Source organism: Caballeronia mineralivorans PML1(12), assembly GCF_001028175.1.
Lineage (GTDB): Bacteria > Pseudomonadota > Gammaproteobacteria > Burkholderiales > Burkholderiaceae > Caballeronia > Caballeronia mineralivorans.
The window spans coordinates 1-23,119 of record NZ_AEJF01000258.1 but is presented as its reverse complement, the minus strand read 5'-3'; the positions used below and the strand labels follow the sequence as shown (position 1 = coordinate 23,119).

Sequence of the window (23,119 nt, the reverse complement as noted above, 5' to 3'; positions counted from 1 at the left end):
CCACTTTTTCTGAACAGATAACAGGAGTATCCAATGAAACTGGATTTTTATTCCAAGGCAACGCTGACCGTGATTGCCATTTGTCTATTGGTACTCACCGGTCGCACTTTTTCAATAGGTCCAGAAGTTAGAGCGTCGACGCTTCTTACATGTAACGGTCAGCTCAAGGCAAACTCCAATGGAGGGACCGCCAAGGACATAGGCGGTTATCTGGTTAGTATTCAATGTAATAACAATTGATTTTTCCGTAAATCATGGGTAAGCGGTGCATTGAGCGCACATGGCGTCTTGAACATGTTCGAATTGCTTCGGCTGCGATTCCCGGAAACTCGCCGGAACCATTGCCACATAAGGAGTGCATCATAGGTCGAACATGTTCACTGACGAAAAAAGCGCAGCGTGAACATGTCAGAACCAGCGAACATGTCCGTCATGGACATCTCATCAGGCAGCGAATCTACGGAAGGAAAAGGCGCTCGATATCCGGACGAGATATGGGAGCTGATCAAGAGTGCGTGGAGTTCCGCCGGGGGGCATCTCTTATGCGAAAGCCCTTCAGATGGTTGCGGCTACCCCTTCGCACTAACCGAAGCAGGAATTCCTGCTTCGGCCTCCAGCGAAGGTGGTGCTCGCTCAGCATGCCCGGCGGAAATGACGGATCAGGTCCGCGTCAGTATGGATCCGTCAAGGCATTGAATTTGTTGGCTCATTTTTGAGCGCCCTCGGCCTTTTGCATCCAGCCTCCGCGGAGTAAATTCGGCGTCGTGTTTCAGTATCAGCGTTCGAGCCTCGCCGACGTCTTCGACAACGCCGGTGCTTGGCGCCGTCGACCTAAACCTATCGTGGAGCAACGACACCGCGCGCTGGGATGGACTCGGCCGGAATCTTCCCTTACGACGCTCGAGTGTTGTGCGCTCAGTGACCAGTCAAAGACGGCGGTGATCAGCCAATCCGGCCGATGCTGCTGCCCGCCACCGCAAAAGCGCAATAACGGCTAGCAAACTCGGAATAGTGTTTCACGATCAGCAGAATCAAGCACTCACAGTTGGTCTCCATTCTGGAACGGTACTGATCTCTGAACGCGATGTATATCGCCTCATCATGCGATCACAGTTGCCGGCTGCTGAACGCCTAACGGTCGATTTCGTCGAGGTCCAACTCGTAGAAAAATTGGAAAAACCCCTTATTTTTCAATGGGGGGCCGGCGGGGCCGAACAGCCCCCATCCGTCTTCAAAGGGTTCGATGCGGCGGTTCTCATCGACCTTCGCAACGCAATCATTTCTGCCAATTCTGCGGGATGCCTCAGTGCTCGGTACGAGAAAATTTTGACTGCGTGCTTGTCGGTGGAGAGAGTTGCGTCGGCCGCGTGCTCGATGGCGTGACGCACAACGCCTTTCCAGGTGACCTATGAAATCACTTAAGAGCTAGTACTCGACGCGCCTCGGCCTCTGCGAGGTCAAGAGCCGCTTTCTCGGTCGGAACCGGACGTCCGCACCCGCGCCCAATCGTCTGTCCGACGATTTGATTGCCTCTCTTCGTGGTGACGCGGATATAGCCTTTGAACATTCCGCCCGGGGCAGACATTACGCATGCTTCGATGGTCCTATCGCCCTTCGTTTCCTTGAACGCCATTGTGGTCTCCGTTTTGATAATAGGGAATCCTAACATGAAGGAAAGACCAATCATTTTCAGCGGTGCCATGGTGTGCACACTGCCGATTGTCCAGCGACTTAGTCCGTCGTCCAGGCGATCGAGGTCGATGCCGATCCTTGGTTCATAGCCAAATGCGTCATCAACGTGCTCGGATGCGCAAACCCGCTGGACGCTATTCGTACCCGTTGCAAAGGGGGAGCGAAACGCTCACATTACGTCCGGATGTGACTAGGCATGCCGAGATAGCAAGAAGCCGCGTGCGCAGGAAGGTCAAGCGGCCGCGCGATCTGCGACCGGTTCGACTGGGTGCGCACGGACCTTTGCTACCTTAATGTAGGAAAGGTCCGAGGCAGGGACTTTTCACGGTAGCAAATGGGTGTCGCTAGTGTCGATACCCTCGGCAGCGCGGAATCTATTGCGGTCGTCATCAAAGCGAATTCGTGGTGGTGAGCTTGCCAAGGCTCTGCACCGCATCAGGTGCTGGCGGTTTGTGACGCCAGTTGCCGATACATATCGTACGGACAGGCAAACAGCAGCTCAGGGTGTCGCCGCGCGAAAGTTCGCAGCGTTTCATGTGCTATCTGTCGAATCGACGCGTCTACGGCACCTAAAAGAGGTACTTTGCCGGCGTCTGTCCCGATACCCCAGCCCGTCACATCACCTCGGGAAAGCCTGTGATAGGCTGCGGTCAAAGCGGAATCAACGTGACTACCGCCATCTTCATTAGCCATCCAACAGACTAGTTGCCGACGTGTGTACCTTGCTCTGGTAATGTCGCGAAGCACGGGCAATACATTCCACCAGTCCGAAAACCGGACGAGCTTGCGCTTGATCCCGTGCCGATCGAGCAGAGGCAACGCTCGAATCGTGCCTTGCATTCCCTCGAAGATCATCTCAACCGAAAACAGTCCACAGTAGGTCAGGATGCTGGATTCTGAGTAAGGAAACGACATGTCGACAAACCGTCCTTGAATCGCTCCAACTTGACTAGCAAGCGAAACGTTGTCGCGACCAGACGAATTGAGAATGACGCGTAGCGCCTGAGCGATTCGCACGATCTCGTCGCGATCTCCCAGATCAAAGTCTCTACACGATTTGGATAGCAGGCTGAGTTGCATCCGCAAAGCCTCCATGGTCTCGGATTTTGGCCGCTGAACTCGAGCCTCTTTATTCTTACTCATGCTGCCGCTGACAGTTGTTTGAGGAGACTCATTTCGGTCGGTAGTTAGGCAGGGCGAGTGGCGGCTACTGTGATTGTGATACGGCGTTGGCCGCAGACGCCGCAGACGCCGCATCGACCGCCGGCGCGACGTCCGAGCCGGGGACGTCCACGGGTGGCGACGTCGGAGCCTTCAATGCGGGAGCCGAAGCGGGAGCACTGGCGTCATCTGACACGGCGCTGTCGTCCACCATCTGCGAAAGCGCCAAGCTCGATGGGATGACGTACATTGACCTGTCGTTTTCGGATCGGTACACCGCGAAGGAAAACGATGCATCGTCCGCGGAGAGGGTCTTTCCGTCGGGCCTCTTGAAGACCATAGCAGCATCGGCACCGCACGTGACGCTGCCTGACGTGGCGTCTGCAGCCGTGACATAGAAGTTCGAAACATTGACGGTTAAGCTGCGCTCGACGTAGGCGTCGATTCCGCCTTGGGGACGCTTATGGTTGTCGCTCGAGTTGATGGCTGCAACGATGTGGCGCGATACGATGCGCTTGGCTAGTGACTGCACAGTTTCCTTCGCACCCGGGTTCCAGCACGCCCCTAACAGCTTCTCATCTTGCTTTTGCGGGCATCCGGCGAGAAGCGCCGGCAGAGTCAGTACGGCTACCAGGACGGTATAACGAATCATTGACGCCCCCAAGGTTTTGTTTTGTTGTGGCTTCGAATTCGGGCGGAACTATCCCTATGATTTTCGCTGTTGCGCTCGGATCTTACTCGAAGGCTGTGCCGGCTAAGGGAGAAAGCTTGAGTTCCCAATCGGCGATTGTCGCCGGGGCCCAAAGGGGCATATTTTTCGGTTCCATTCGTATGTATCGGCAGCCCCCGACGAAGCCTCAACGAGTATTCCCCTTTTCGGGGGAATACTCGCCGGCAGCGGGGCAGTGTGCGCGAGTGCTAGGCAGACTTGGATCCGTCTCTCGCGTATGATCGTCAGGAGGGGGCGGCGAATCGACGCCCCCTATGGGTAACTGGCGGCATTGCGTTCGCCGGAACTATGCGCAGGTAGGATGGCGGGATGGCGTTTGCCAATCCACCCGAGCGGCTTCCCATATGACCTGAACGGACCTGGCTCTGCCGGGGGGTACGTTGCACATACCCCTTTCGTCTTCATCCTGACGGGAAACTGCCATCGACGTGTTGTTCGAATCTAGCGCGACACACACATCGGCCGCCAAAAAAAGGCGTGGTGCAATCCGAGGTTTGCGCCAAACCAAATTCGTCGCGCATGAAGCAGTCAATGCGATTGCGCGCGGTGCTCGTCACCCGGGTGCGAATCAGACTTGCTCCCTTCTATTCAACGAGTCGAGCGGCGAAACCGCGAAGCTGGTCGAGTCTCGTCACGATTCGGTCAAGCGGACCATTGAGCGCCTCGCAGCCCGTGCCGTTATTACACCTCCCACCGTTGGTGGAAGTCAGAAACCACCTCAATCAGATGGTGATTGTGAGAATTCACCGTTCGCGGCCGCCGCAGGGGAGGTCGCATTTCACGACCCCTTGCAGCGACGTGCTATTGCATTGATGGTGTTCCGGGCGAGCCAGGTCGTTTCCGGCGGAAGGACCTTCCTATGCTACAAGTCGTGGATCCTTATCCGCGCTCCGGTCTGCAACGGCTCAGCGAGCGCGTCGGCCGCATCGGATGGGTGCTCATGCGGTCTCCAGTGGGCGGATCTCTTGCGCGATGCGCTTCCCGGCTTCGGCCTCGGCGTTCTTGAGGTCGTATGCCTGCTGCAGGTTGAGCCACGACGTCGCATCGCCACCGAAGAAGGTTGCGAGACGCAGAGCCGTGTCGGGGCTGACACCGCGACGGCCGCGCACGATTTCATTCATACGCGTGGTCGGGACGTGGAGGTGGTTCGCCAGAGCGTTCACGCTCATGCCGAGGGGCGCTAGAAAGTCCTCGCGCAGGATTTCGCCCGGGTGGATCGGGCGCATGCCGTTTTTGATCATGGTGCACTCCATTGCTGTCATCAGTGGTAATCGCAAATCTCTACACGCGTCGGGCCGTCCTCAGTCCAAACAAAACAGATCCTCCATTGATCGTTGATGCGGATGCTGTGCTGCCCGATGCGATCCCGTTTTAGCGCCTCAAGCTTATTCCCCGGAGGGGACTTCAGAAACTCGAGGGTCGCCGCGCTGTCGAGCATTTGCAGCTTGCGCTCGGCGGTCACTCGGATATTCGCGAAACGGGCGACGCGCTTGCCTTGGAAGAGGGCTTGGGTATCGGCGCAGTAGAAGTTTCTTATTATGGGTTTCATGATATGACGTTTAACGTTAAACGTCAAGAAACCTGATTTAGCGCGCGCGGGCCGGTTCGTGTCGCGGTGCCCTCAACGGCTTCGCCTGTTCGGCTCTATGCAGCCGACCGTGGGGCCTTTTCAGCGACTGCAGCCATCTCGATCGTCTCTAGCCAGTCCGCCCAAACCTGCATCATCTCGTGCCGCTCGGGCAGATATTTTGCATGGTTACCCGACGCGTGCGATTCAAGTTCCCCGGCAAACGACCCAGCCAGTGCCTGACTGTCGCGGAAGCGCCGGAAGTCTTCGGCAAGGAAATTGTTGACGTACCCGCCCGCAAGCACGCCGACGAAGGCGACTAGCGCTGTAGTGAAATCGGCCATGTTTTGCCCGCGGAAGGGAAAGCGGAAAGTGTAGCTGGGGCAAGCGACTGTTGGACAGCGTCGCCGCGTGTAGGGCACTCTTTTCAGAAAGTTCACGTGGCAAAGAATAGGATTTACAGATATCCGCCGTAAGTCCTTTGAGGCTTGCACCTTAGACAATTGTTCGGCGAATTAAAGCCGGAGGAGGTCTCCCGTTTCTTCAAACGTTGTCGGATCAGTCTGGTACCGAGGGAGATCTTTACAGCGGTGACCTAGAAAAAGCAGGTTTGACTAGCTGTGCTCGACCCCTACTGGACATCGATAAAAAATCGAAACGGCCGCTCGCGAGGCTGCCTACTGACCCGAACTGCGGTTGTACGAGCCCGCCGTCATCAAGCACAAATGCGTCAGCCGCCAAGCTGAGTTCTCGTCTTCTTGTGCGGTGACAAACCAATGGAGTAAGCGCAAACGCAAAAAGGCGGCATCTGCCTCAAGCCGATGCCGCCAACCTGCCGCTTACTCTTAGACTTGTGCCATACCACCATCGACGGTTAGTTCGATGCCCGAGATATAGCTGCTATCGTCGGATGCAAGGAACAAAGCCGGCTTGGCGATTTCTTCCGAGAGACCAATGCGGCCTAGCGGCACCTGCGAAGTAATGCCCGACTTGAAGCCTTCGATTTGCTCGTCGGTGAGGCCAGTCTTGCCGAAGATCGGTGTATCGATAGGACCCGGGCTGATCGCATTCACACGAATCTTGCGTGCCTTGAGATCCGTCGTCAACGTACGTGCCAACGAACGTACCGCAGCTTTAGTGGCCGAATAAACGCTGAACGCTTCCATGCCCTTGGACGATGCAATCGATGCGTTCAAAATGATCGATCCGCCGTCCGGCACCAACGGAAGAAGCTTCTGCACCGTGAAGTAAGCACCCTTCACGTTGACGTTGAAGGTTTCATCGAATTGCGCTTCCGTGACCTGATCGATCGGTGCGAGCGAGCCCAAACCAGCGTTCGCGAAAATGACATCCACGCGGCCGTATTTCGCTTTCACATGGTCGTGAAGTTTGTCCAGATCCGACAGCTTGGATACATCGCCCAGCACGCCTTCTGCGTTTGCACCGATGCTTTCCACCGCTTCATCCAGTTCCTTCTGGCGGCGTCCCGTGATGATGACCCTGGCGCCTTCTTTAGCGAAGAGCTGCGCAGTTGCCAAGCCCATGCCGCTGTTTCCGCCCGTGATTACGGCGATCTTTCCCGATAGTTTCGTCATGTCAGTCCTTATGCTTGAGTTTGTTGACTGGAGCAGGCCCGTTCTCAAGCTCTGTTCAGTCGCTAAGGATTAGCTGTTCCCGTAACCGTTGACATCGGTTGCGCAGGGTTGGACTGACTATAGGCGCGGTGCATCGCGGGAAATAGTAGGTGGCGACGAATACACTCATCGGCTCAAACGAATAATCAAAATGCTATCGATATGAAGCCAAGGACTAAGCGCGTAATACGTTGGCTAAGGAGGCCGGTTCGATCATGAGCGATAAATTCGTCATGAGCCAAGACGACACCGTTGAGCTTTGGAATTCAGCATCCGGCGATTACTTCGAAGCGCAGTTGGTGGATTACGCCGCCAAAGCGATCACCTTTTACACGGACACGTTGCCCGGTAGCGCTGCAAATGCGTCCGCGTCGATACCACCCATTTTCTACAACGGCGAGACGAAGCGCGATCCTGCGTTGCGCGCGGCATGCGAAGCTCAAGCGCTATCCGGTATCGCCATCCGCGCCGCCGCTCCGACCACTGGAAGCGCGCCGGAAGAATTCGATGCTCAAGCTGCGGCCATGGAAGCAACCCGGCGCGCCACTCAGTCATGGTTAGAGAAACACGCGCCCGCTCAAGCGTATTCCTACGAGCGTTGCGGGGTAGTGCCTACACCGATCGATGCCAAGTTAGCCCCCACCCAGGGCGAAGATGCGCGACCGGCCTATAAGCCGCATACGCACTGGACGTATTGCACGCCTCGCGATAACGACGGACCGCGCTTCATGATCGTGTTCGATGATGCCGACCGACCCCCGATCATCCTTACCGATGGCAGCGAGGAAAAAGCGCGCGAACTATTTGCGCGGCTTGAGAACAATTGGAATTGCCATCTGTACGAACTCGCAAAGCGCGAACCTGTCGGCGCAGATGCGCGACCGGTGGGAAAGATCATCGCTGATGATCCCGTGCACGGATGGCACATGGAGCCCTTGGTTCCGTGGGAAGAGATCGGCGCAGACACATTGCTCTATGCCACCCACGACGCCGCGCCAATCTTGGGCTACCGCATCGATGATTCGGACTACACCGACGATCCTCTTTTCACAGAGGAAAAGGCGATTGCTGACGATTACGCGAGAAAGGGCTTCGTCATCACGACGCTGATTGATGCTGGCGCGCCGAGGGAGAAGACATCGTGAGCGCGATTCTTAGCGACTGCGGAACATATCGATACCGCCTCGAGCGTGTGTGCGGTTTGGACGGCCCGACCTATGCATTCTTCGGGATCAACCCATCGACCGCCGATGCGGCCATCAACGATGCGACGGTGCGCAAGTGGATAGGCTTTGTGAGCCGATGGGGAGGAGATCGGTTCATCGTCGGAAACGTATTCGGCTATCGCTCAACAGACGTGTTCGCGTTGCGCCATGAAGACGACCCGGTAGGACCGAAGAACGACGCGCACCTGTGGCAGATCATCGCCGACGCCGACATTCTGGTGCCGTGTTGGGGTAATGCATCGAAGGTGCCGAACCATCTGCGCTATCGCCTGAATCGAGTGCTTAGCATGTTGGTCTTGAGCGGCAAGCCAGTGCTGATATTCGGCAAGACTCAATCGGGTGACCCGAAACATCCCTTGATGCTCGGCTATGACACGCCATTACGACCATGGCGGCCTTCATGAGCACATTTCCTGATGTTCTCAATTGCCCGTGCTGCGATTCCAACCAGGTGCAGGTTTGCATCGATTCGAACAACCGGACGAAGGATCGAGCGAAGTGCCGGGAGTGCGGTATCACCGGGCTAGTATCGGCGTGGAATCAGCGCGTCAAGCCTTGGAACAATCGGCCGTCATGGGCATCCAAGCCGGGAACGGACGGATGCGCCGACTGTTTGGGTGGATGGTGCATGATGAACTGCGGGCCGAGTAGCGCGGTGCTTCGCATGGTGACGACGCCGCCCCCGCTATGGTGCGTTCATTTAAGACGGTCGGATGAGGTGATCGCAGCGAGAACGTGGCTTGAGGCGTGCATTGCGACAGACGACCGCAATAGCGCGCTCGGCTTTAAGGACGCGGCTGTGGCCTTGTGGCCGCATCCACCTAAAGGGCATGCACAGGATGTGGCCGATCACTGGCTCGAATTTATGCGCATGACAGCGGAACGTCGGCGTGCTGCAGTCGCATCGAGAGTGGTCCGCGGACATTTCGGCTCGCCCTTTTAATACCCTGTTTTCAAGCCGGCCGCCCGAAGCGATGCCGGCTTTTTCTATTGCGGGCCGCGTTATTTCCGAATCAGTATTCCCCAATGGGGAAAATTCGTCTTTCCCACTATGCCTAAATCGTCATCTCGTAAGATGCTATCTACTTGATTTATAACAAATAATCTGGTCGGGGCGAGAGGATTTGAACCTCCGACCACCTGCACCCCATGCAGGTACGCTACCAGGCTGCGCTACGCCCCGAAAGAGGAAAAGTATATCAGACACTCTTGGGTTTTAGAACCTGCAGACTCATCTTTGAACCAAAAGCCCGTCAGTTTCACTCTTCGATGGAGCAAATGGCGTTCATTCCGCCATCGTGGCAGATGCCGGAAACGAGCCTGCGACTCAGGCCGATCGCACAACCGTTGACCTCAATATCGCGACTCCGACTGCGTGTACTCCGACGTCTGAATAAACACGGAGGATTCCGGACACCACTCTCGCAGCCGGTATCTCACCGCCATCACCGCAGCAACGGCGCAGGGAATCGGCGCGATCTTCACACGAGCGGTTACGTGATCTGAATGCGATTTATCCTAGTTTTTGAGGCGACGACGAGGAGCCGCGCGAGCGGGCGGGCGCATTGCCGCGCAGCATGGAACCGTCTACGGAATCATCGGCGGCGAGTGCTTCCGAGACAAAATCGATGAACGTGCGCACCTTCGTCGTCATGTACTTGCGGCTCGTGTAGACAGCGTAGACGCGCGGCGCGAACGTCGTGTAGTTGGGGAAAAGATGCGTCAGCGCACCCGACGCCAGTTCTTGCGCGACGATCCATTCAGGGAGGTAGGCGAGGCCAAGTCCGGCGCGCACGAGCTGCAGCGACATGGAGCTGTCGTTGGTCTTGAGCACTGCGCTGTTCTTCACCACGAAAACCCCATCGGGACCGGAAAACTCAACCGTCTCCACACTGGTGTAAGTCGGCAGCACGATTTCACGACGTTCGCTGAGTTCGCTGGGATGGCGCGGATAACCCCGCTGCTTCAAATAGTCCGGCGAACCCACGAGCACGAACGGCACGTTGCAGAGCGGCCGCACGATCATCGTAGGCGAGGGTTCCGAGGTCGCGCGCAACGCCATGTCGTAGCCTTCTTCCACCAGGTCGACAAAGCGGTTTTCCAGCCGCAGATCGATCAGCACGTCCGGGTAACGCGCGCGATACGCCACCAGGATATCGGCGAATTTCGCGGTCGCAAACCAGCCCGGCGCGGTGATCTTCAACACACCTCGCGGCTGATCGGTCTGCGATCCGACCGCGGCTTCAGCGGCTTGCAGGATATCCAGCGCTTCCCGGCACTGCTCGTAATAAACACTGCCGGCTTCCGTCAGACTCAGATGGCGTGTGGTCCGGTTCAACAGGCGCACGCCGAGCTGCCGTTCGAGATTCGCGACGTGTTTGCTGGTCATCGCCGTGGAAATATCGAGCCGTTCGGCGGCTTTTACAAAGCTGCCTGCTTCTACAACATCGCGGAACACTCGCAAACTGGTTAACGCATCCATGACTCGGCATCCATGACACTTTCCCGACAGGAAACAAAGCGCTCAGTTTAGCGGCGTTTGTCGTCACGACGCGCTTGCTCGGGACGCTTGGGCCACTCGTCGAGTTCATCGTTGAAAAGAGATGCGACCACGCCGCGCAACCACATCGTGCGCGCATCGTTGTGAAACTTTCGGTGCCAGTGCTGCTTCAGATCGAAATGCGGCAAGGGCAGCGGCGGTTCGGCCAGCGTGATGGACGCGTGTTCAGCTACGTATGCGTAGCCGATGGCATGCGGCACGGTCGCGATCAGGTCGGTACGAGAAAGGATGAACGGCAAGCTCATGAAATGCGGCGTCTCGAGCACCGCGCGGCGGTGGATGCGTTTTTTATCGAGGTAATTTTCCAGGACCTCCTGGCTTCGTCCCTCCGCCCGCACGACCGCGTGGCCGCATTCCACGTACTGCGCGAGCGTCAGCGGACCATGAGAACACGGATGATCGCGCCGCATCAGGCAAATGAAGCGATGCGAAAAGAGCCGCTGCTGAAAGAAATTGTTGCCGGCGAGATCGGGGAAATAACCGACAGCCAGATCGATGTCGCCGCTTTCCAGGCCGCGCTCGACCTGATCGTGTTTCAACGATACCGACCGCAGATTCGCCCGTGGCGCGACGCTGGCGAGCGTCTGCAACAAGCGCGGCAAGAACACGATTTCACCGACATCGGAGAGCGCGATGGCGAAAGTGTCGGTGGTGACGGCGGGATCGAAGTGCTGGGTATCGAGCAACCCGCGCTCGATTCGGTTCAGCGCCTCACGAGCCACCGGCACGAGCGCGAGCGCGCGCGGGGTCGGTTCCATGCCGCGCGACGTCCGCACGAACAACGGATCGTTGAAATACTCGCGCAAGCGGCCGAGCGCCGTACTGACACGCGGCTGGCTCACGCCAAGCCGTTCGGCCGCACGGCTCACGTTGCGCGTCTCCTCGATCGCGACCAGATACGGGATCAGGTTCAGATCGAGGTCGTGCAGCGCGAGCTCACCGGGTTTCATCGCCATGGTCTGATCGGCCTCCGCCTAGCCTCGTCTCGCGACCATTTCGGAGACGCGCTGGGCTGCGTCCAGCAGCGGTTCGAGGAACACCTTCACCATCTGCTTCGCGTTCTTGCGCTGCGCGTTGCCGCTGATATTGAGCGCCGCGATCACGCGCCCTTGGCGGTCGCGGATGGGCGCGGACATCGAAATGAGGCCTTCCTCCAGTTCCTGGTCGACGATCGCCCAGCCTTGCTTGCGCACCACGGCGAGCGCGGCTTTCAGCGCGGTTTTATCGGTGATCGTGCGCGGCGTGCGGGCTTCCAGCGCACTGGCGTTAAGCACGGCGTCGAGTTTGTCGTCGTCGAGGGCGGCGAGCAATACCCGTCCCAGCGAGGTGCAAAACGCCGGCAGACGACTGCCGATGGACAGGTTGATGGTAATGATCTTGTGCGTAGGCACGCGCAGGACATACACGATTTCCGTGCCGTCCAGCACGGCGGCCGAGCAACTCTCGTGCACCTGGCTAACAAGCTCTTCCATGACCGGTTCGGCGAGATTCCAGAACGGCATCGACGTGAGATAAGCAAAACCAAGGTCGAGGATCTTTGCTGTCAGCGTGAAATAGCGTCCGTCTGCATCGACATAACCGAGCGCCTGCAGCGTGAGCAAAATGCGGCGCGCGCCGGCGCGGGTCAACCCGGACGCAGCAGCGACTTCTGACAAGGTCTGCGCCGGGCGCGTAGCATCGAAGGAGCGAATCACCGACAAACCGCGCGCGAACGATTGCACGTAAGCATCGCCCGGCCGGGAGGAAGGCTCCGGGTCCGGCAATTCGGCTTCGGCAGAAGAGGTGGTCATCGTGGTTTCGTCCTGTTAATCGGATAAATCGCGGACACATCGCGGGCGCATCGGTACAAACCCGAGGTTCATTGACAGCGCAACGAATGCGGGAATACCATGACGTTTGTTCGCTAAACGAATCGATGTTCGCACAGCGAACTTAAAAATGCAAGCGATGCCGGTCGAAATCAGGTCACCCGGCGCGCTTCGGTTCAGTTGCAATGCGGCTTCGATGCATTCGGCACTCGTCAAAGGAAGAGACGGCATGATCAACAAGATTTTCGACTCGCTGAGTTCAGCGGTGAAGGACGTTCAGGACGGCGCGACCGTGATGATCGGTGGGTTCGGCACGGCGGGCATGCCGTCGGAACTGATCGATGCGCTGATCGAGCAGGGTGCGCGCGAGCTCACGATCGTGAACAACAATGCGGGCAACGGCGAGACGGGTCTGGCGGCGCTACTGAAAGCGAAACGCGTGCGCAAGATCATCTGCTCGTTTCCGCGGCAAAGCGATTCGCAAGTGTTCGACGCGCTGTATCGCGCGGGCGAAATCGAACTTGAGCTCGTGCCGCAAGGCAATCTCGCCGAGCGCATTCGTGCAGCGGGCGCGGGCATCGGCGGATTTTTCACGCCCACGGCGTATGGCACGAAGCTGGCGGAAGGCAAGGAGACGCGTCTTATCGATGGTCGGCATTACGTGCTCGAAGCGCCGCTGCATGCGGACTTCGCGCTGATCAAGGCATTCAAGGGCGACCGGTGGGGCAACCTCGTGTATCGCAAGACGGCGCGCAACTTCGGGCCGATCATGGCGACAGCGGCGAAAACAGCGGTCGTGCAGGTCTCGCAGGTCGTGCCGCTCGGCGCGCTGGATCCGGAAGACATCGTGACGCCGGGCATCTTCGTGCAGCGCGTGATCGAAGTGCCGCAAGCGGTGCACGCGGCAGAGCTGGCAGCAGCGAAAGCGGCTTAAACAGAGCTGCTTTTGTGCAAGCAGCGCATGCGGCGATTCTTAGGCTAGCTTCTTGGCCCAAGCTGCAACAACGAATGCATCAAGCAAGGACCTCGACATGAAAAAACTGACTCGTGACGAAATGGCGCAACGCGTCGCCCATGACATTCAGGAAGGCGCGTACGTGAATCTGGGCATCGGCGTGCCGACGCTCGTCGCCAACCATCTCGCGGCCGATCGCGAAATCTTTCTGCATAGCGAAAACGGCCTGCTCGGCATGGGCCCGGCACCCGAGAAAGGCGCGGAAGACGACGAATTGATCAATGCCGGCAAACAGCACGTCACGCTACTCACCGGCGGCGCGTTTTTCCACCACGCCGATTCGTTCGCGATGATGCGCGGCGGCCACCTCGACATCTGCGTGCTCGGCGCGTTCCAGGTGTCGGCCAAGGGCGATCTCGCGAACTGGCATACGGGCGCGCCCGATGCCATTCCCGCCGTTGGCGGCGCGATGGATCTGGCAATCGGCGCCAAGAAGGTCTACGTGATGATGGAGCTGCTCACCAAGCAGGGCGAAAGCAAGCTGGTGGCCGAATGTTCGTATCCGGTGACGGGCGTGAATTGCGTGAACCGCGTGTACACGGATCACGGTGTGTTCGACGTGACGCCGAATGGCTTTGTGGTGCGGGAAATTATCGAAGGTCTGTCGTTCGACGAACTTCAGAAACTGGCACAAGTGCCGCTGACGTTTGAACCGCTCGAAGCGGCTTCGACGCTCGAAGCGTAATCAGGGAGTAGTCAAGGAGATGGGCATGAAAGAAGCTTTCATTTGCGACGCGATTCGCACGCCGGTCGGCCGTTACGGCGGCGCGTTGTCCTCAGTTCGTGCCGACGACCTCGGCGCCGTGCCGCTGCGTGCGTTGATCGAACGCAATAAGGACGTGGACTGGAACGCTGTCGACGACCTGATCTTCGGTTGTGCAAACCAGGCGGGCGAAGACAACCGCAACGTCGCGCGCATGTCGGCGCTGTTGGCCGGCTTGCCCGACAGCGTGCCGGGCTCGACGATCAACCGCTTGTGCGGATCGGGCATGGATGCAATCGGTGTGGCCGCGCGGGCGATCAAGTCCGGCGAAGCGGCGCTGATGATCGCGGGTGGCGTGGAAAGCATGAGCCGCGCGCCGTTCGTGCAGGGTAAAGCGACGACAGCGTTTTCGCGTCAGGCAGAGATCTTCGATACGACCATCGGCTGGCGTTTCGTCAATCCGCTGATGAAGAAAATGTACGGCGTGGATTCGATGCCGGAAACGGGCGAAAACGTCGCGACCGATTACAAGGTGAGCCGCGAAGATCAGGACGCGTTCGCCGTGCGCAGCCAGCAGAAAGCGGCGCGTGCGCAGAAGGACGGAACGCTTGCGCAAGAGATCGTGCCGGTTTCCATCGCGCAGAAAAAGGGCGATCCGGTGCTGATCTCGCATGATGAACATCCGCGCGAAACGAGCATGGAAGCGCTCGCGAAACTGAAGGGTGTCGTGCGTCCGGATGGCACGGTGACGGCGGGCAACGCATCGGGCGTGAACGATGGTGCCGCGGCCTTGCTCCTCGCCGATGAAGACAGCGCGAAGCGTTTTGGTCTGGTGCCGCGCGCTCGTGTGTTGGGCATTGCGACGGCTGGCGTGCCGCCGCGTGTGATGGGTATCGGCCCGGCGCCGGCGTCGCAGAAACTGATGAAGCGACTGGGCATGACCATCGATCAATTCGATGTAATCGAGCTGAACGAAGCGTTCGCCTCGCAAGGCTTGGCCGTGCTGCGCTTGCTCGGCATTGCTGACGACGATCCCCGCGTCAATCCGAACGGCGGCGCGATCGCGCTCGGCCATCCGCTTGGCATGAGCGGCGCGCGCCTGGTCACGACCGCGACGTATCAGTTGCATCGGACCGGCGGACGCTTTGCGCTGTGCACGATGTGTATCGGCGTGGGGCAAGGCATTGCGATCGCCATCGAGCGTGTGTGATGTCTGAGCCGACATTTTCGGCGGCGGGACGGCTGACGGATCTGGTCTGCGGCACGCGCGAGATGAACGCCGTGTGGTCCGCGCGCCAGATCGTTCAGTCGATGCTGGATGTCGAGGCGGCGCTCGCGCGGGCATCGGCTCTTCATGGCGTGATTCCGGTGGCCGCGGTCGAGGCGATCGTGGCTGCGTGCAACGCTGACTTCATCGATGCCGATGCATTGATGGCCGGCGCCGCGTCCGGTGGCAATCTGGCAATTCCGCTGGTGAAGCAACTGACTGCCGTGGTCAAACTCAAAGACGCCGATGCCGCGAAATACGTGCATTGGGGCGCGACGAGCCAGGACATCATCGATACCGGCACGGTACTGCAACTGCGTGCGACGTTCGATTTATTGGAAGCGGGGTTGAACGAGGCATGCGACGCGCTGGCGCTTCAGGCGCAGAAATATCGGGGAACGCCGGCGATTGGCCGGACCTGGCTTCAGCAAGCTTTGCCGATCACGCTCGGTCTTAAATTCGCCCAATGGCTGGATGCGTTGATTCGGCATCGCGAGCGTCTGGCTCAATGCCGGGCACGCGTGCTTGTATTGCAATTCGGCGGCGCGGCGGGCACCTTAGCCAGTCTGCGGGACAAGGCGCCTTTGATCGCTCAGGCTTTAGCCGACGATCTCAAGCTGCAGCTTCCTTCGCTGCCGTGGCACACCCAACGCGACCGCATCGCGGAAGCGGCGGCGTGCTTTGGCATGCTCATCGGCACGCTTGGGAAGATAGCCCGCGATATCTCGCTGCAGATGCAAACCGAAGTCGGCGAACTGGCCGAACCGGCTGCAGCAGGCAAGGGCGGATCATCGACAATGCCGCACAAGCGCAATCCCGTCGGCTGCGCCGCTGTTCTCACCGCCGCGATGCGCGCGCCGAACCTGGTCGCGATCGTATTCAGCGGCATGGTCCAGGAGCATGAACGCGCGCTCGGCGGCTGGCAGGCCGAATGGGAAGCGCTGCCCGATCTTGCTCGCCTGACGGGCGGTGCACTCGCGCAGATCACGGCGATTGTGTCGAATATCGAAGTGAACACCGAACGGCTCGCCGCCAATCTTGGTTTTACGCACGGACTGATTCTCGGCGAAGCCGTGATGCTTGCACTCGGCGATCGTATTGGCAGGCTCGAGGCGCATACGCTCGTGGAGCATGCATCGAAGCAAGCCGTGGCGACCGGCGCGACCCTTTACGACGTGCTCTCGAACGACGAGCGTGTCACGCAACATCTATCTCTTGTTCAACTGCAAGCGCTGCTCGACCCGGCGAACTACGCCGGTCAGGCGCATGCTTTCGTCGATGCGGCGCTGCTTTTGCATCGACGCCCTTCATCCAGGAGTCGTCCGTAATGCCTTTTGCCGCCGTCAACGGTATTCAACTCTTCTATCGCATCGATGCCACCGCCGGCAGCGACGCGCCCTGGCTCGTGCTGTCGAATTCGCTCGGCGCCGACGTGTCGATGTGGACACCGCAAGTGGAAACGCTCGCTGCGAAATATCGCGTGCTGCGTTATGACACGCGCGGCCACGGCCGTTCGGACGCGCCCAAGGGGCCGTACACGCTCGATCAGCTCGTAGGCGATGTGATCGGCTTGCTCGACACGCTCGACATCAAGCGCGCGCATTATTGCGGCCTGTCGATGGGCGGCCTGACCGGCATCGCGCTCGCGGCACGGCACCCTGAGCGCTTCGAGCGCGTGGTGCTCTCGAACACGGCGGCGCTGATTGGCTCGGACGCGATCTGGACGCCTCGTGCGGCCAAAGCCCGCGAAGAAGGCGGCATGCCCGCATTGGTCGACGCCGTCCTGTCGCGCTGGTTCACGCCTGGATTCGCGGCGGCGCAACCGCTCTTGCTGTCGGGTATTCGCGACGTGTTCCGCCACACATCGGGCGAAGGTTACGCGTCGAATTGCGAGGCTATTCGCGACGCTGACGCGCGCGAAGAAGCCAAGACGATCAAGGCACCAGTGCTCGTCATTTCTGGTACGCACGATCAGTCTACGACCGCTGCACAAGGGCGTGAGCTGGCCGGATACATTGCCGGCTCGCGTTATGTCGAACTCGATGCCGCGCACTTGTCGAACATCGAGCAAGCCGATGTCTACACGCAAACGCTGCTCGATTTCCTGGGAGCCTGACATGACCGAAGACGAACGTTACGAAGCAGGCCTGAGCGTACGTCGTGCAGTGCTCGGCGACGCGCATGTCACGCGCTCGCTCGAAAATCGTACCGATCTCACGACCGAATTCCAGAACCTGATCACGCGCTATGCATGGGGCGACATCTGGACGCGTCCCGGCCTGCCGCGCCATACGCGCAGCCTCCTGACCATTTCGATGATGGTCGCGCTCAACCGCAGCGAAGAACTCGCGCTGCATCTGCGGGCGGCGAAAAACAACGGCGTCACGCGTGACGAAATCAAGGAAGTACTGCTGCAGACCGCGATTTATTGCGGCGTCCCGGCAGCGAATTCAGCGTTCCATCTGGCGCAAAAAATCTTCGACGAGGATGATCGCGCGGTATAGCGATCGTCTTGGCAGTCAAACCAAATAACAGGCAAGGCGGAGACAAGGACGGCGGCGTTGTTCACAGCGCCACCGTTTTTTCAATTGAGGCCACCGGTTTCAATCATGAGATTGGAAAGAGATTTCGGGGAGGAAGAAAGGAAAGCAGGACAGGGCGCAGAAACGGATGCGGGAAAGTACGCAGAAAGATCCCGGCTGGCAGAACCCGGATGCACGACGTGCATGCGAATTTCAAGGTCCGCAATTGGTGCTCGGGTGCACGTCGTTCATGTTCTGTCATTCGGGGCGTACGGCCTCAGGGGCACTGTTTTTGCACGGCGGAGCGTGGGACCGGTAAAATGCTTGGTTGATCCACGGAAAACGCCGTGGCGTAGCGGAAGGATTTCCCAAACATGACAGATTTTCGTGTGAACAAGCCGGCTTTGAAGGTGGCGGCCCTCTTGATGGTGGGTGGCCTTGTTGCCGGATGCGGTACGTCGTCTCCGAATGCAATCAATTACAAGAGCGATTCCCGATCAAAACAGGCATCCCTCGCCGTCCCGCCCAATCTGCTCGACGAAACGGGGGATCAGCGCTCATTGCCGCCGCAGGGCGGGCAGGCATCGCTGTCGGATCTCCAGCAGGTGCAAAAGGCCGCCCCGAACGCGCCCACGGTCATCCCGCCCGTGTCCGGCATGCATATCCAGCGTGACGGCACTGAGCGCTGGCTGGTGGTCGACAGCAAAACGCCCGAGCAGGTCTGGCCGCAGATCCGCCGTTTCTGGCAGGAGCAGGGCTTTCTGCTGGTCGTGGACGCGCGCGACAAGGGCGTCATGGAAACCGACTGGAACGAAACGCATCCGCAGATCTCCGACGGGCTGATTCGTAACACGCTGACAATGGCAACAGGCAACTCGTACGTTGCCGCCGAACGAAACAAGTACCGTACCCGGCTCGAGGCAGCGCCGAACGGCGGCACATATGTGTTCGTGAGCCAGAAGGGCATGCGCGAAGCGCTGACGGGCACCAACAACGAGCAAAGCCAGTGGCAGGCCAAGCCGAACGATCCCGCGCTGGAAGGCGAATACCTGAAGCGCTTGATGGCGAACCTTGCGCTGGCCGACGCGCGTCAGGCAAGCGGGCAGACTGGCACGACCGATGCTGCCATGGCTGCCGCTGCTGCAGCGAGCTCGCCATCGGCGGCTACGTCGGCGCAGCGGGCCGCGCAGAACGCCACCCTCGCGGCGCAGACGCCGATCAAGGAAGACGTGGTGCCGGAGGCCAGCTCGGTTGAGATCAACCTGCAGGAACCCTACGACCGCGCGTGGCTGCGTGTAGGCCTGGCGCTGGACCGCACGAACTTCACCGTCGACGATCGTGATCGTGGCCGCGGCATTTACTTCGTCCGGTATGTCGACCCCAAGGACATGACGTCGGCGGAGCAGGGCTTCTGGAACCAGGTATTCCACGGCAAGAAAGAGAAGCTTGCGAAGAATTACGAGGTGAACGTGCGGGCGCTTACGGAGACGCAGACGCGCGTGTCGATCATCGATGGCAAGGGCAACGTCGACTCCTCGCCGCAAGCGCGACAGATCATGGGCTTGCTCGACGACCAGTTACGTTAAAGCGCATGCCGGCGGCTTTCAGGCGGCTGGTTCAGGAAACTGAAGCAGCCGGTTGAATACCACCAGAAGACACCGAGCACCATGACCCACCCGCCTGACGTCAAGGCGGGTTTTTTTATGCGTCGGAGAGTAGGTAGAGCAATGGAGTAAGTATTTTGCGCTGAAATGCGCGGTAACGCGCGCGAGCAACCGTGGTCGCCACGTTACGCTTCGAGCGAAGGCAGTCGAGCTTTCATCATGTCGATGTCCCGTTACAGGAAGTAGTTACATTGTTTGGATCAGACGCTGTTTTTGCTTTTTTATGTGCGGGAAAGCTTATAGGAATCAATCGCATAGGGATTACATTGCATCTATGGCATGTAATCTGCATGGTGCCCGCGGCGGAAGCGGATAGCGGTTTTACATCGCCACGTGTCACCCATTTTTGTTCTCGAATTGCGGTCCGCTGGCCAAGCGGATCTCGATGGCCCCGTCGCCTATCCTCGTAGGGCGACGGCTTTTGCCCGCGCTCCCCAAGGGAACGCGGGCTTTTTTCTGTGCGGTCCAAAGGCCGTTTCAGCGACCGCCCGGCGTCGACGCTATGCTTGATCCTTTAATCTGGAGTCAAGTCATGACGGAAATCGCCGTGGTCGCAACATTCGTCGCCAAACCGGGCAACGAAGAGAAACTGAAGGAAGCGCTGCAGGGCATCGTGGCGCCGACGCTGAAGGAACCTGGAGCGCTTCAGTACGACCTGCATCGCGACATCAAGGAGCCGCGCCGGTTCGTGTTCTTCGAGCGGTGGCAGAGCGAGGCGGCGCTGGCGCAGCACAACCAGACGCCACATATCCAGGCGCTCGGCAAAACGCTGCCGGAGCTGATCGAACACGGCGAAATCAACGCGGTGGCGAAGCTCTGAGCGGCTGCATCGAGCCGTGCACGAACGTCAATGCATCAATGCGTCTCGTGCGGCACGTCAAGAATCAGGATGATGGTCCAGTCGGCGTCGCCATCGTGATGGTACTGACGCTCGGCCACAATGAACGGCTGCTGTTTGCCGTCCGGGCCGAGGAACAGCACGTCGCCTTCCATTGGCAGGCACTCGACGGGCGGCAGCGCGAGGTACGCGTCCTTGTCTTTGGCGTTACGCGGCATCAGCTTTTCAATCTTGCGCGATGCGGCTTCCGTCCATTCGATATCCAGCTGGATGTTGCTCATACGATCCTCCGCACACGAGTGCGATTCAATTTATCGACGCGGAATGTAGCATACGCCGCGTCGGCGAACGCATCGTTGCCTGAAGTCGCCGCCACGAACAAAAGCCGGATATGACGCCTCGTGCGTCATATCCGGCTTTTTTGCGCCGAACGGCTAACGTTTGCGCGCCGTGGCGACGCACACATCCGATCGCTTATTGGGCCATGCTCTTCGAATGCTTCATGCCCGACTTCTTGTGATGCATGGTGCCTTTGTGCATCGGCATTTCGGTCTGCATGTTCGACTGACGTGCCTGCAGGTCCTGCGCGCGCTGCTCGATATCGGAGATCTTGGCCGGATCGGTGCTCATTGTGACGCCCTGATCGGATTGCGCGAATGCTGCACTGGTCATTGCGCTCAAGGAAAACAAGACTGCCAGGGACATTTTCTTCATTGTTACCTCCATAGACTCGTTGAACCCGGGTTGGCCTGTCCCGATTAGCGAGACATTACACGTTGCGTAGCAAATACCGATCCTGCCCGCGAATCGTTACATGTAGTTACAGTGCCGTCACATTTCAGCAATGACACCGCGTTTTGACTCTAACAGAGCATCAGCCCGGCCAGTCGATTGACTGAGCCGGCGATAATACCGGCGAAGCGCATTGGTTTCTAGTACTGACTTTCGAGATGACTGACGGTTCCATTGCACGACTTGTAACGGCAGCTTGACTAATACACCCGCAAGCTCCGATACACGTAAAAGCGTGCGACGCCGACCAGCTCATGAAGCGCGGTTTCCGCGTCGATGAAGCCGCGCGAGCGCGGAAAGAACGTAGCCTTCGGTTGCCGCACATTGCTGACAAAAGCTTGCGCGTCGAGGCCGAAAGCATTGAAGGCCAGCAACGCCCGGTGCATGTGATAAGCCGACGTAATCAATACCAGCGTCTCGTCACGTTCGGGCTGCACGATGCTCGCGACATTGCGAGCGTTCTGGTACGTGTCGAGGCTTTCATTCTCCCGCACGAGATCGGTGGCGCTCACGCCGCGAGCGAGCAGGAAGGGCGCGTAATTGTCGGCTTCCGCTTGTTCGTGATGCTGAGGGTTGCCGCCGCTTACGATCACGCGGCAGGCACCGCCTGCACGCCTGCACTGACGATACAGTTCGGCTGTGACAACAATGCGTACGAATGCATCACGTTTGGGAACCAGGCGTTTGTCGTCGTCGTAGCGCGTGCCTCCGCCGAGCAGCACAAAAGTCGTTCGCGATGCGAAATGCACGTTTTGGGGCGTTGACTTCTCTTCGAAACCGCGCTGCGCAAAGTGGAGCAGCGGTGCTGAAAGCCAACCCGCCCCCAGCGCCCAGAACAGCACGATGCAAACGGTCGCGACGGCGCGCCTGCGCTGTCGCCAAACGGCGAACAGTGCAAAGAAAAGCAGCAATAAAGTTATAAGAACCAATTTGGTTTGAGGTAACGTATAGGTTTTCGAGATAATCCGCTTCGTGGTCATCGCATTCTTGAGAATGCATCGCCGGAACTGCGGAACGCGTTGCGAAAGTTGCGTGATGCGTTTAACGGGCGCTCGGAATTATAAGTAGCGGTAAGCAGAAACAAGCAGCACCTAGCGCAAGCGGCGGCTGCGAGTTCCGGTCAGGGGCCGCAGAGTCGGCATTTTGACTGGTTTCGGGGCGTGCCGCGTTTAGTCGGTGCCGCTGGCAGTCTTTTACTGCCATGTGGTGCCGTCACGGCTGCACTGGAAGACATAACGAGATGACCACGTATTCAAACGAAGCCGTACTAGAAGCGCTCCGGCGCGCGCAGTATCGTCAAGTTCCGTGGGCAAAACGCCCTAACGTTTTCAGCCATCTACGTGACCTGGGCTTGCTGGAACTGGTCCGGCAACGCACCGTAGCGCCCGCGCCCGGTTTTCACGCTCCTGTGGATATTGCAGTGGTCACCGAGCGGGGCAAACACGAATTCTCCCGGCTTGCGCGCGACGAGCGTTCGATGGATTGGGATCTGCACCGCGCCGCACCCTATTCTCCGGCAGTGACTCAGGAACCGATGGCCGAAGCGCGCGCTTAAAACTTTCTCATCCACCGCGCTTCGCGGTTTGTGCTTCGCAGTGCTCGAATGTCGGGCAAACGGTTGCGCCGCGGGTGTGCCATCGAAACGAAGTGGCGAGCGTCGCACGCTGATGACGGCGGCTAAAATTCCGGCGAAAAAAAGCCCGTATCGCAAGGATACGGGCATACCGGATTTACTTCTGCCACGCTGTGCTCATGGCATAACGTCCGACTTGCGCGACGGGGAAGGGTTCCCCATCGGCTAAATACAGTTTAAACGCGGCAACATTCTGGCGGCCTTGCGCACTCCGGCTACTCAACGGCTACTCAACGGCGATACTGACGATTCCCGCGATCCGGTTCCGGCCGCGTGCGCGCGTTGCTCGCTATATCGCCGCGCAGGT

25 protein-coding genes and 1 tRNA gene are annotated in these 23,119 nt (G+C 58.9%); 13 read left to right on the top strand and 13 right to left on the bottom strand.

Annotated features, from left to right (window positions below):
* Nucleotides 1–33 precede the first annotated feature (33 nt).
* Both EOS_RS46825 and EOS_RS49495 read left to right on the top strand, forming a co-directional pair.
* A complete protein-coding gene (locus EOS_RS46825) occupies nt 34–240 on the top strand; it encodes a hypothetical protein (protein WP_152693274.1) in 207 nt (68 codons plus the stop codon).
* Between the two features lie 771 nt (nt 241–1,011).
* Nucleotides 1,012–1,383, top strand: coding sequence for a BRO-N domain-containing protein (locus EOS_RS49495; RefSeq protein WP_407639229.1), 372 nt, complete (start codon nt 1,012–1,014; stop codon nt 1,381–1,383).
* A gap of 744 nt (nt 1,384–2,127) precedes the next feature.
* Here EOS_RS49495 and EOS_RS41615 read toward each other — a convergent pair.
* The 6 genes from EOS_RS41615 to EOS_RS41590 form a co-directional block, all read right to left on the bottom strand.
* Nucleotides 2,128–2,772, bottom strand: a complete 645-nt coding sequence (locus tag EOS_RS41615; RefSeq protein WP_152693273.1) for a hypothetical protein — start codon at nt 2,770–2,772, stop codon at nt 2,128–2,130.
* A 127-nt stretch (nt 2,773–2,899) separates the two neighbouring features.
* Nucleotides 2,900–3,505: a hypothetical protein gene (locus tag EOS_RS41610; RefSeq protein WP_047898078.1), complete on the bottom strand. Its 606-nt coding sequence runs from the start codon at nt 3,503–3,505 to the stop codon at nt 2,900–2,902.
* Nucleotides 3,506–4,521: 1,016 nt separating this feature from the next.
* Complete coding sequence (locus tag EOS_RS41605; RefSeq protein WP_047898077.1) at nt 4,522–4,824, bottom strand: HigA family addiction module antitoxin; 303 nt, start codon at nt 4,822–4,824, stop codon at nt 4,522–4,524.
* Nucleotides 4,825–4,844: 20 nt separating this feature from the next.
* A complete protein-coding gene (locus EOS_RS41600; RefSeq protein ID WP_047898132.1) occupies nt 4,845–5,132 on the bottom strand; it encodes a type II toxin-antitoxin system RelE/ParE family toxin in 288 nt (95 codons plus the stop codon).
* 95 nt (nt 5,133–5,227) lie between these two features.
* Nucleotides 5,228–5,494, bottom strand: a complete 267-nt coding sequence (locus EOS_RS41595) for a site-specific integrase (RefSeq protein WP_047898076.1) — start codon at nt 5,492–5,494, stop codon at nt 5,228–5,230.
* Between the two features lie 501 nt (nt 5,495–5,995).
* Nucleotides 5,996–6,745 carry a glucose 1-dehydrogenase gene (locus EOS_RS41590; RefSeq protein ID WP_047898075.1) on the bottom strand — a complete coding sequence of 250 codons (750 nt, stop codon included), beginning with the start codon at nt 6,743–6,745 and terminating at the stop codon, nt 5,996–5,998.
* Between the two features lie 254 nt (nt 6,746–6,999).
* On the opposite strand from EOS_RS41590, the gene EOS_RS41585 reads away from it, so the two are divergent.
* Nucleotides 7,000–7,929 (top strand): hypothetical protein, encoded by a 930-nt coding sequence (locus EOS_RS41585; protein ID WP_047898074.1) that lies wholly within the window; start codon nt 7,000–7,002, stop codon nt 7,927–7,929.
* On the top strand, nt 7,926–8,414 hold the full coding sequence (locus tag EOS_RS41580) for a DUF1643 domain-containing protein (protein WP_047898073.1): 489 nt from the start codon (nt 7,926–7,928) through the stop codon (nt 8,412–8,414). The genes EOS_RS41585 and EOS_RS41580 overlap by 4 nt, the downstream gene beginning before the upstream one ends.
* A gap of 702 nt (nt 8,415–9,116) precedes the next feature.
* On the opposite strand, the gene EOS_RS41570 is transcribed toward EOS_RS41580, so the two are convergent.
* From EOS_RS41570 to EOS_RS41555, 4 genes are all read right to left on the bottom strand, one after another.
* A tRNA-Pro gene (locus EOS_RS41570) sits at nt 9,117–9,193 on the bottom strand.
* Between the two features lie 330 nt (nt 9,194–9,523).
* Nucleotides 9,524–10,492, bottom strand: a complete 969-nt coding sequence (locus EOS_RS41565; RefSeq protein ID WP_047898071.1) for a LysR family transcriptional regulator — start codon at nt 10,490–10,492, stop codon at nt 9,524–9,526.
* Nucleotides 10,493–10,539: 47 nt separating this feature from the next.
* On the bottom strand, nt 10,540–11,520 hold the full coding sequence (locus EOS_RS41560; protein ID WP_200908767.1) for a LysR family transcriptional regulator: 981 nt from the start codon (nt 11,518–11,520) through the stop codon (nt 10,540–10,542).
* A 24-nt stretch (nt 11,521–11,544) separates the two neighbouring features.
* Complete coding sequence (locus EOS_RS41555) at nt 11,545–12,360, bottom strand: IclR family transcriptional regulator (protein WP_047898070.1); 816 nt, start codon at nt 12,358–12,360, stop codon at nt 11,545–11,547.
* Between the two features lie 247 nt (nt 12,361–12,607).
* On the opposite strand from EOS_RS41555, the gene EOS_RS41545 reads away from it, so the two are divergent.
* From EOS_RS41545 to EOS_RS41510, 8 genes are all read left to right on the top strand, one after another.
* Nucleotides 12,608–13,312, top strand: coding sequence for a 3-oxoacid CoA-transferase subunit A (locus EOS_RS41545; protein WP_047898068.1), 705 nt, complete (start codon nt 12,608–12,610; stop codon nt 13,310–13,312).
* 97 nt (nt 13,313–13,409) lie between these two features.
* A complete protein-coding gene (locus EOS_RS41540; protein ID WP_047898067.1) occupies nt 13,410–14,078 on the top strand; it encodes a 3-oxoacid CoA-transferase subunit B in 669 nt (222 codons plus the stop codon).
* 25 nt (nt 14,079–14,103) lie between these two features.
* The gene (gene pcaF / locus EOS_RS41535; RefSeq protein WP_047898066.1) at nt 14,104–15,306 is read left to right on the top strand and encodes a 3-oxoadipyl-CoA thiolase; all 1,203 of its coding nucleotides are present in this window, start codon (nt 14,104–14,106) and stop codon (nt 15,304–15,306) included.
* Nucleotides 15,306–16,691 (top strand): 3-carboxy-cis,cis-muconate cycloisomerase, encoded by a 1,386-nt coding sequence (locus EOS_RS41530; protein WP_047898065.1) that lies wholly within the window; start codon nt 15,306–15,308, stop codon nt 16,689–16,691. Before pcaF ends, EOS_RS41530 begins: the two co-directional genes overlap by 1 nt.
* Nucleotides 16,691–17,479 (top strand): 3-oxoadipate enol-lactonase, encoded by a 789-nt coding sequence (gene pcaD / locus EOS_RS41525; RefSeq protein WP_047898064.1) that lies wholly within the window; start codon nt 16,691–16,693, stop codon nt 17,477–17,479. The genes EOS_RS41530 and pcaD overlap by 1 nt, the downstream gene beginning before the upstream one ends.
* Nucleotide 17,480: 1 nt before the next feature.
* Nucleotides 17,481–17,867, top strand: a complete 387-nt coding sequence (gene pcaC, locus EOS_RS41520; RefSeq protein WP_047898063.1) for a 4-carboxymuconolactone decarboxylase — start codon at nt 17,481–17,483, stop codon at nt 17,865–17,867.
* A 392-nt stretch (nt 17,868–18,259) separates the two neighbouring features.
* Nucleotides 18,260–19,471 (top strand): outer membrane protein assembly factor BamC, encoded by a 1,212-nt coding sequence (gene bamC / locus EOS_RS41515; RefSeq protein WP_047898062.1) that lies wholly within the window; start codon nt 18,260–18,262, stop codon nt 19,469–19,471.
* Between the two features lie 610 nt (nt 19,472–20,081).
* Complete coding sequence (locus EOS_RS41510; RefSeq protein WP_047898061.1) at nt 20,082–20,369, top strand: putative quinol monooxygenase; 288 nt, start codon at nt 20,082–20,084, stop codon at nt 20,367–20,369.
* A 35-nt stretch (nt 20,370–20,404) separates the two neighbouring features.
* Here the strand turns inward: EOS_RS41510 and EOS_RS41505 are convergent, their stop codons facing one another.
* From EOS_RS41505 to EOS_RS41495, 3 genes are all read right to left on the bottom strand, one after another.
* Complete coding sequence (locus EOS_RS41505) at nt 20,405–20,668, bottom strand: hypothetical protein (RefSeq protein WP_031358965.1); 264 nt, start codon at nt 20,666–20,668, stop codon at nt 20,405–20,407.
* A gap of 193 nt (nt 20,669–20,861) precedes the next feature.
* Nucleotides 20,862–21,101, bottom strand: coding sequence for a hypothetical protein (locus tag EOS_RS41500; RefSeq protein ID WP_047898060.1), 240 nt, complete (start codon nt 21,099–21,101; stop codon nt 20,862–20,864).
* Nucleotides 21,102–21,379: 278 nt separating this feature from the next.
* Nucleotides 21,380–22,021 carry a YdcF family protein gene (locus EOS_RS41495; RefSeq protein ID WP_235443133.1) on the bottom strand — a complete coding sequence of 214 codons (642 nt, stop codon included), beginning with the start codon at nt 22,019–22,021 and terminating at the stop codon, nt 21,380–21,382.
* A 398-nt stretch (nt 22,022–22,419) separates the two neighbouring features.
* Here EOS_RS41495 and EOS_RS41490 point away from each other — a divergent pair, with 398 nt between their 5' ends.
* Complete coding sequence (locus EOS_RS41490; protein ID WP_047898059.1) at nt 22,420–22,734, top strand: hypothetical protein; 315 nt, start codon at nt 22,420–22,422, stop codon at nt 22,732–22,734.
* Nucleotides 22,735–23,119: the final 385 nt, after the last annotated feature.

Coding starts and splice junctions, on each gene's coding strand:
- EOS_RS41585 (WP_047898074.1), top strand. CDS start 7,000: ATGAGCGATAAATTCGTCATGAGCCAAGACGACACCGTTGAGCTTTGG.
- EOS_RS41565 (WP_047898071.1), bottom strand. CDS start 10,492: ATGGATGCGTTAACCAGTTTGCGAGTGTTCCGCGATGTTGTAGAAGCA.
- pcaD (WP_047898064.1), top strand. CDS start 16,691: ATGCCTTTTGCCGCCGTCAACGGTATTCAACTCTTCTATCGCATCGAT.
- EOS_RS41595 (WP_047898076.1), bottom strand. CDS start 5,494: ATGGCCGATTTCACTACAGCGCTAGTCGCCTTCGTCGGCGTGCTTGCG.
- EOS_RS41555 (WP_047898070.1), bottom strand. CDS start 12,360: ATGACCACCTCTTCTGCCGAAGCCGAATTGCCGGACCCGGAGCCTTCC.
- bamC (WP_047898062.1), top strand. CDS start 18,260: ATGACAGATTTTCGTGTGAACAAGCCGGCTTTGAAGGTGGCGGCCCTC.
- EOS_RS41540 (WP_047898067.1), top strand. CDS start 13,410: ATGAAAAAACTGACTCGTGACGAAATGGCGCAACGCGTCGCCCATGAC.
- pcaF (WP_047898066.1), top strand. CDS start 14,104: ATGAAAGAAGCTTTCATTTGCGACGCGATTCGCACGCCGGTCGGCCGT.
- EOS_RS41510 (WP_047898061.1), top strand. CDS start 20,082: ATGACGGAAATCGCCGTGGTCGCAACATTCGTCGCCAAACCGGGCAAC.
- EOS_RS41560 (WP_200908767.1), bottom strand. CDS start 11,520: ATGAAACCCGGTGAGCTCGCGCTGCACGACCTCGATCTGAACCTGATC.
- EOS_RS41490 (WP_047898059.1), top strand. CDS start 22,420: ATGACCACGTATTCAAACGAAGCCGTACTAGAAGCGCTCCGGCGCGCG.
- EOS_RS41600 (WP_047898132.1), bottom strand. CDS start 5,132: ATGAAACCCATAATAAGAAACTTCTACTGCGCCGATACCCAAGCCCTC.
- EOS_RS46825 (WP_152693274.1), top strand. CDS start 34: ATGAAACTGGATTTTTATTCCAAGGCAACGCTGACCGTGATTGCCATT.
- EOS_RS41530 (WP_047898065.1), top strand. CDS start 15,306: ATGTCTGAGCCGACATTTTCGGCGGCGGGACGGCTGACGGATCTGGTC.
- EOS_RS41615 (WP_152693273.1), bottom strand. CDS start 2,772: ATGCAACTCAGCCTGCTATCCAAATCGTGTAGAGACTTTGATCTGGGA.
- EOS_RS41545 (WP_047898068.1), top strand. CDS start 12,608: ATGATCAACAAGATTTTCGACTCGCTGAGTTCAGCGGTGAAGGACGTT.
- EOS_RS41610 (WP_047898078.1), bottom strand. CDS start 3,505: ATGATTCGTTATACCGTCCTGGTAGCCGTACTGACTCTGCCGGCGCTT.
- EOS_RS41500 (WP_047898060.1), bottom strand. CDS start 21,101: ATGAAGAAAATGTCCCTGGCAGTCTTGTTTTCCTTGAGCGCAATGACC.
- EOS_RS41590 (WP_047898075.1), bottom strand. CDS start 6,745: ATGACGAAACTATCGGGAAAGATCGCCGTAATCACGGGCGGAAACAGC.
- pcaC (WP_047898063.1), top strand. CDS start 17,481: ATGACCGAAGACGAACGTTACGAAGCAGGCCTGAGCGTACGTCGTGCA.
- EOS_RS41605 (WP_047898077.1), bottom strand. CDS start 4,824: ATGATCAAAAACGGCATGCGCCCGATCCACCCGGGCGAAATCCTGCGC.
- EOS_RS41505 (WP_031358965.1), bottom strand. CDS start 20,668: ATGAGCAACATCCAGCTGGATATCGAATGGACGGAAGCCGCATCGCGC.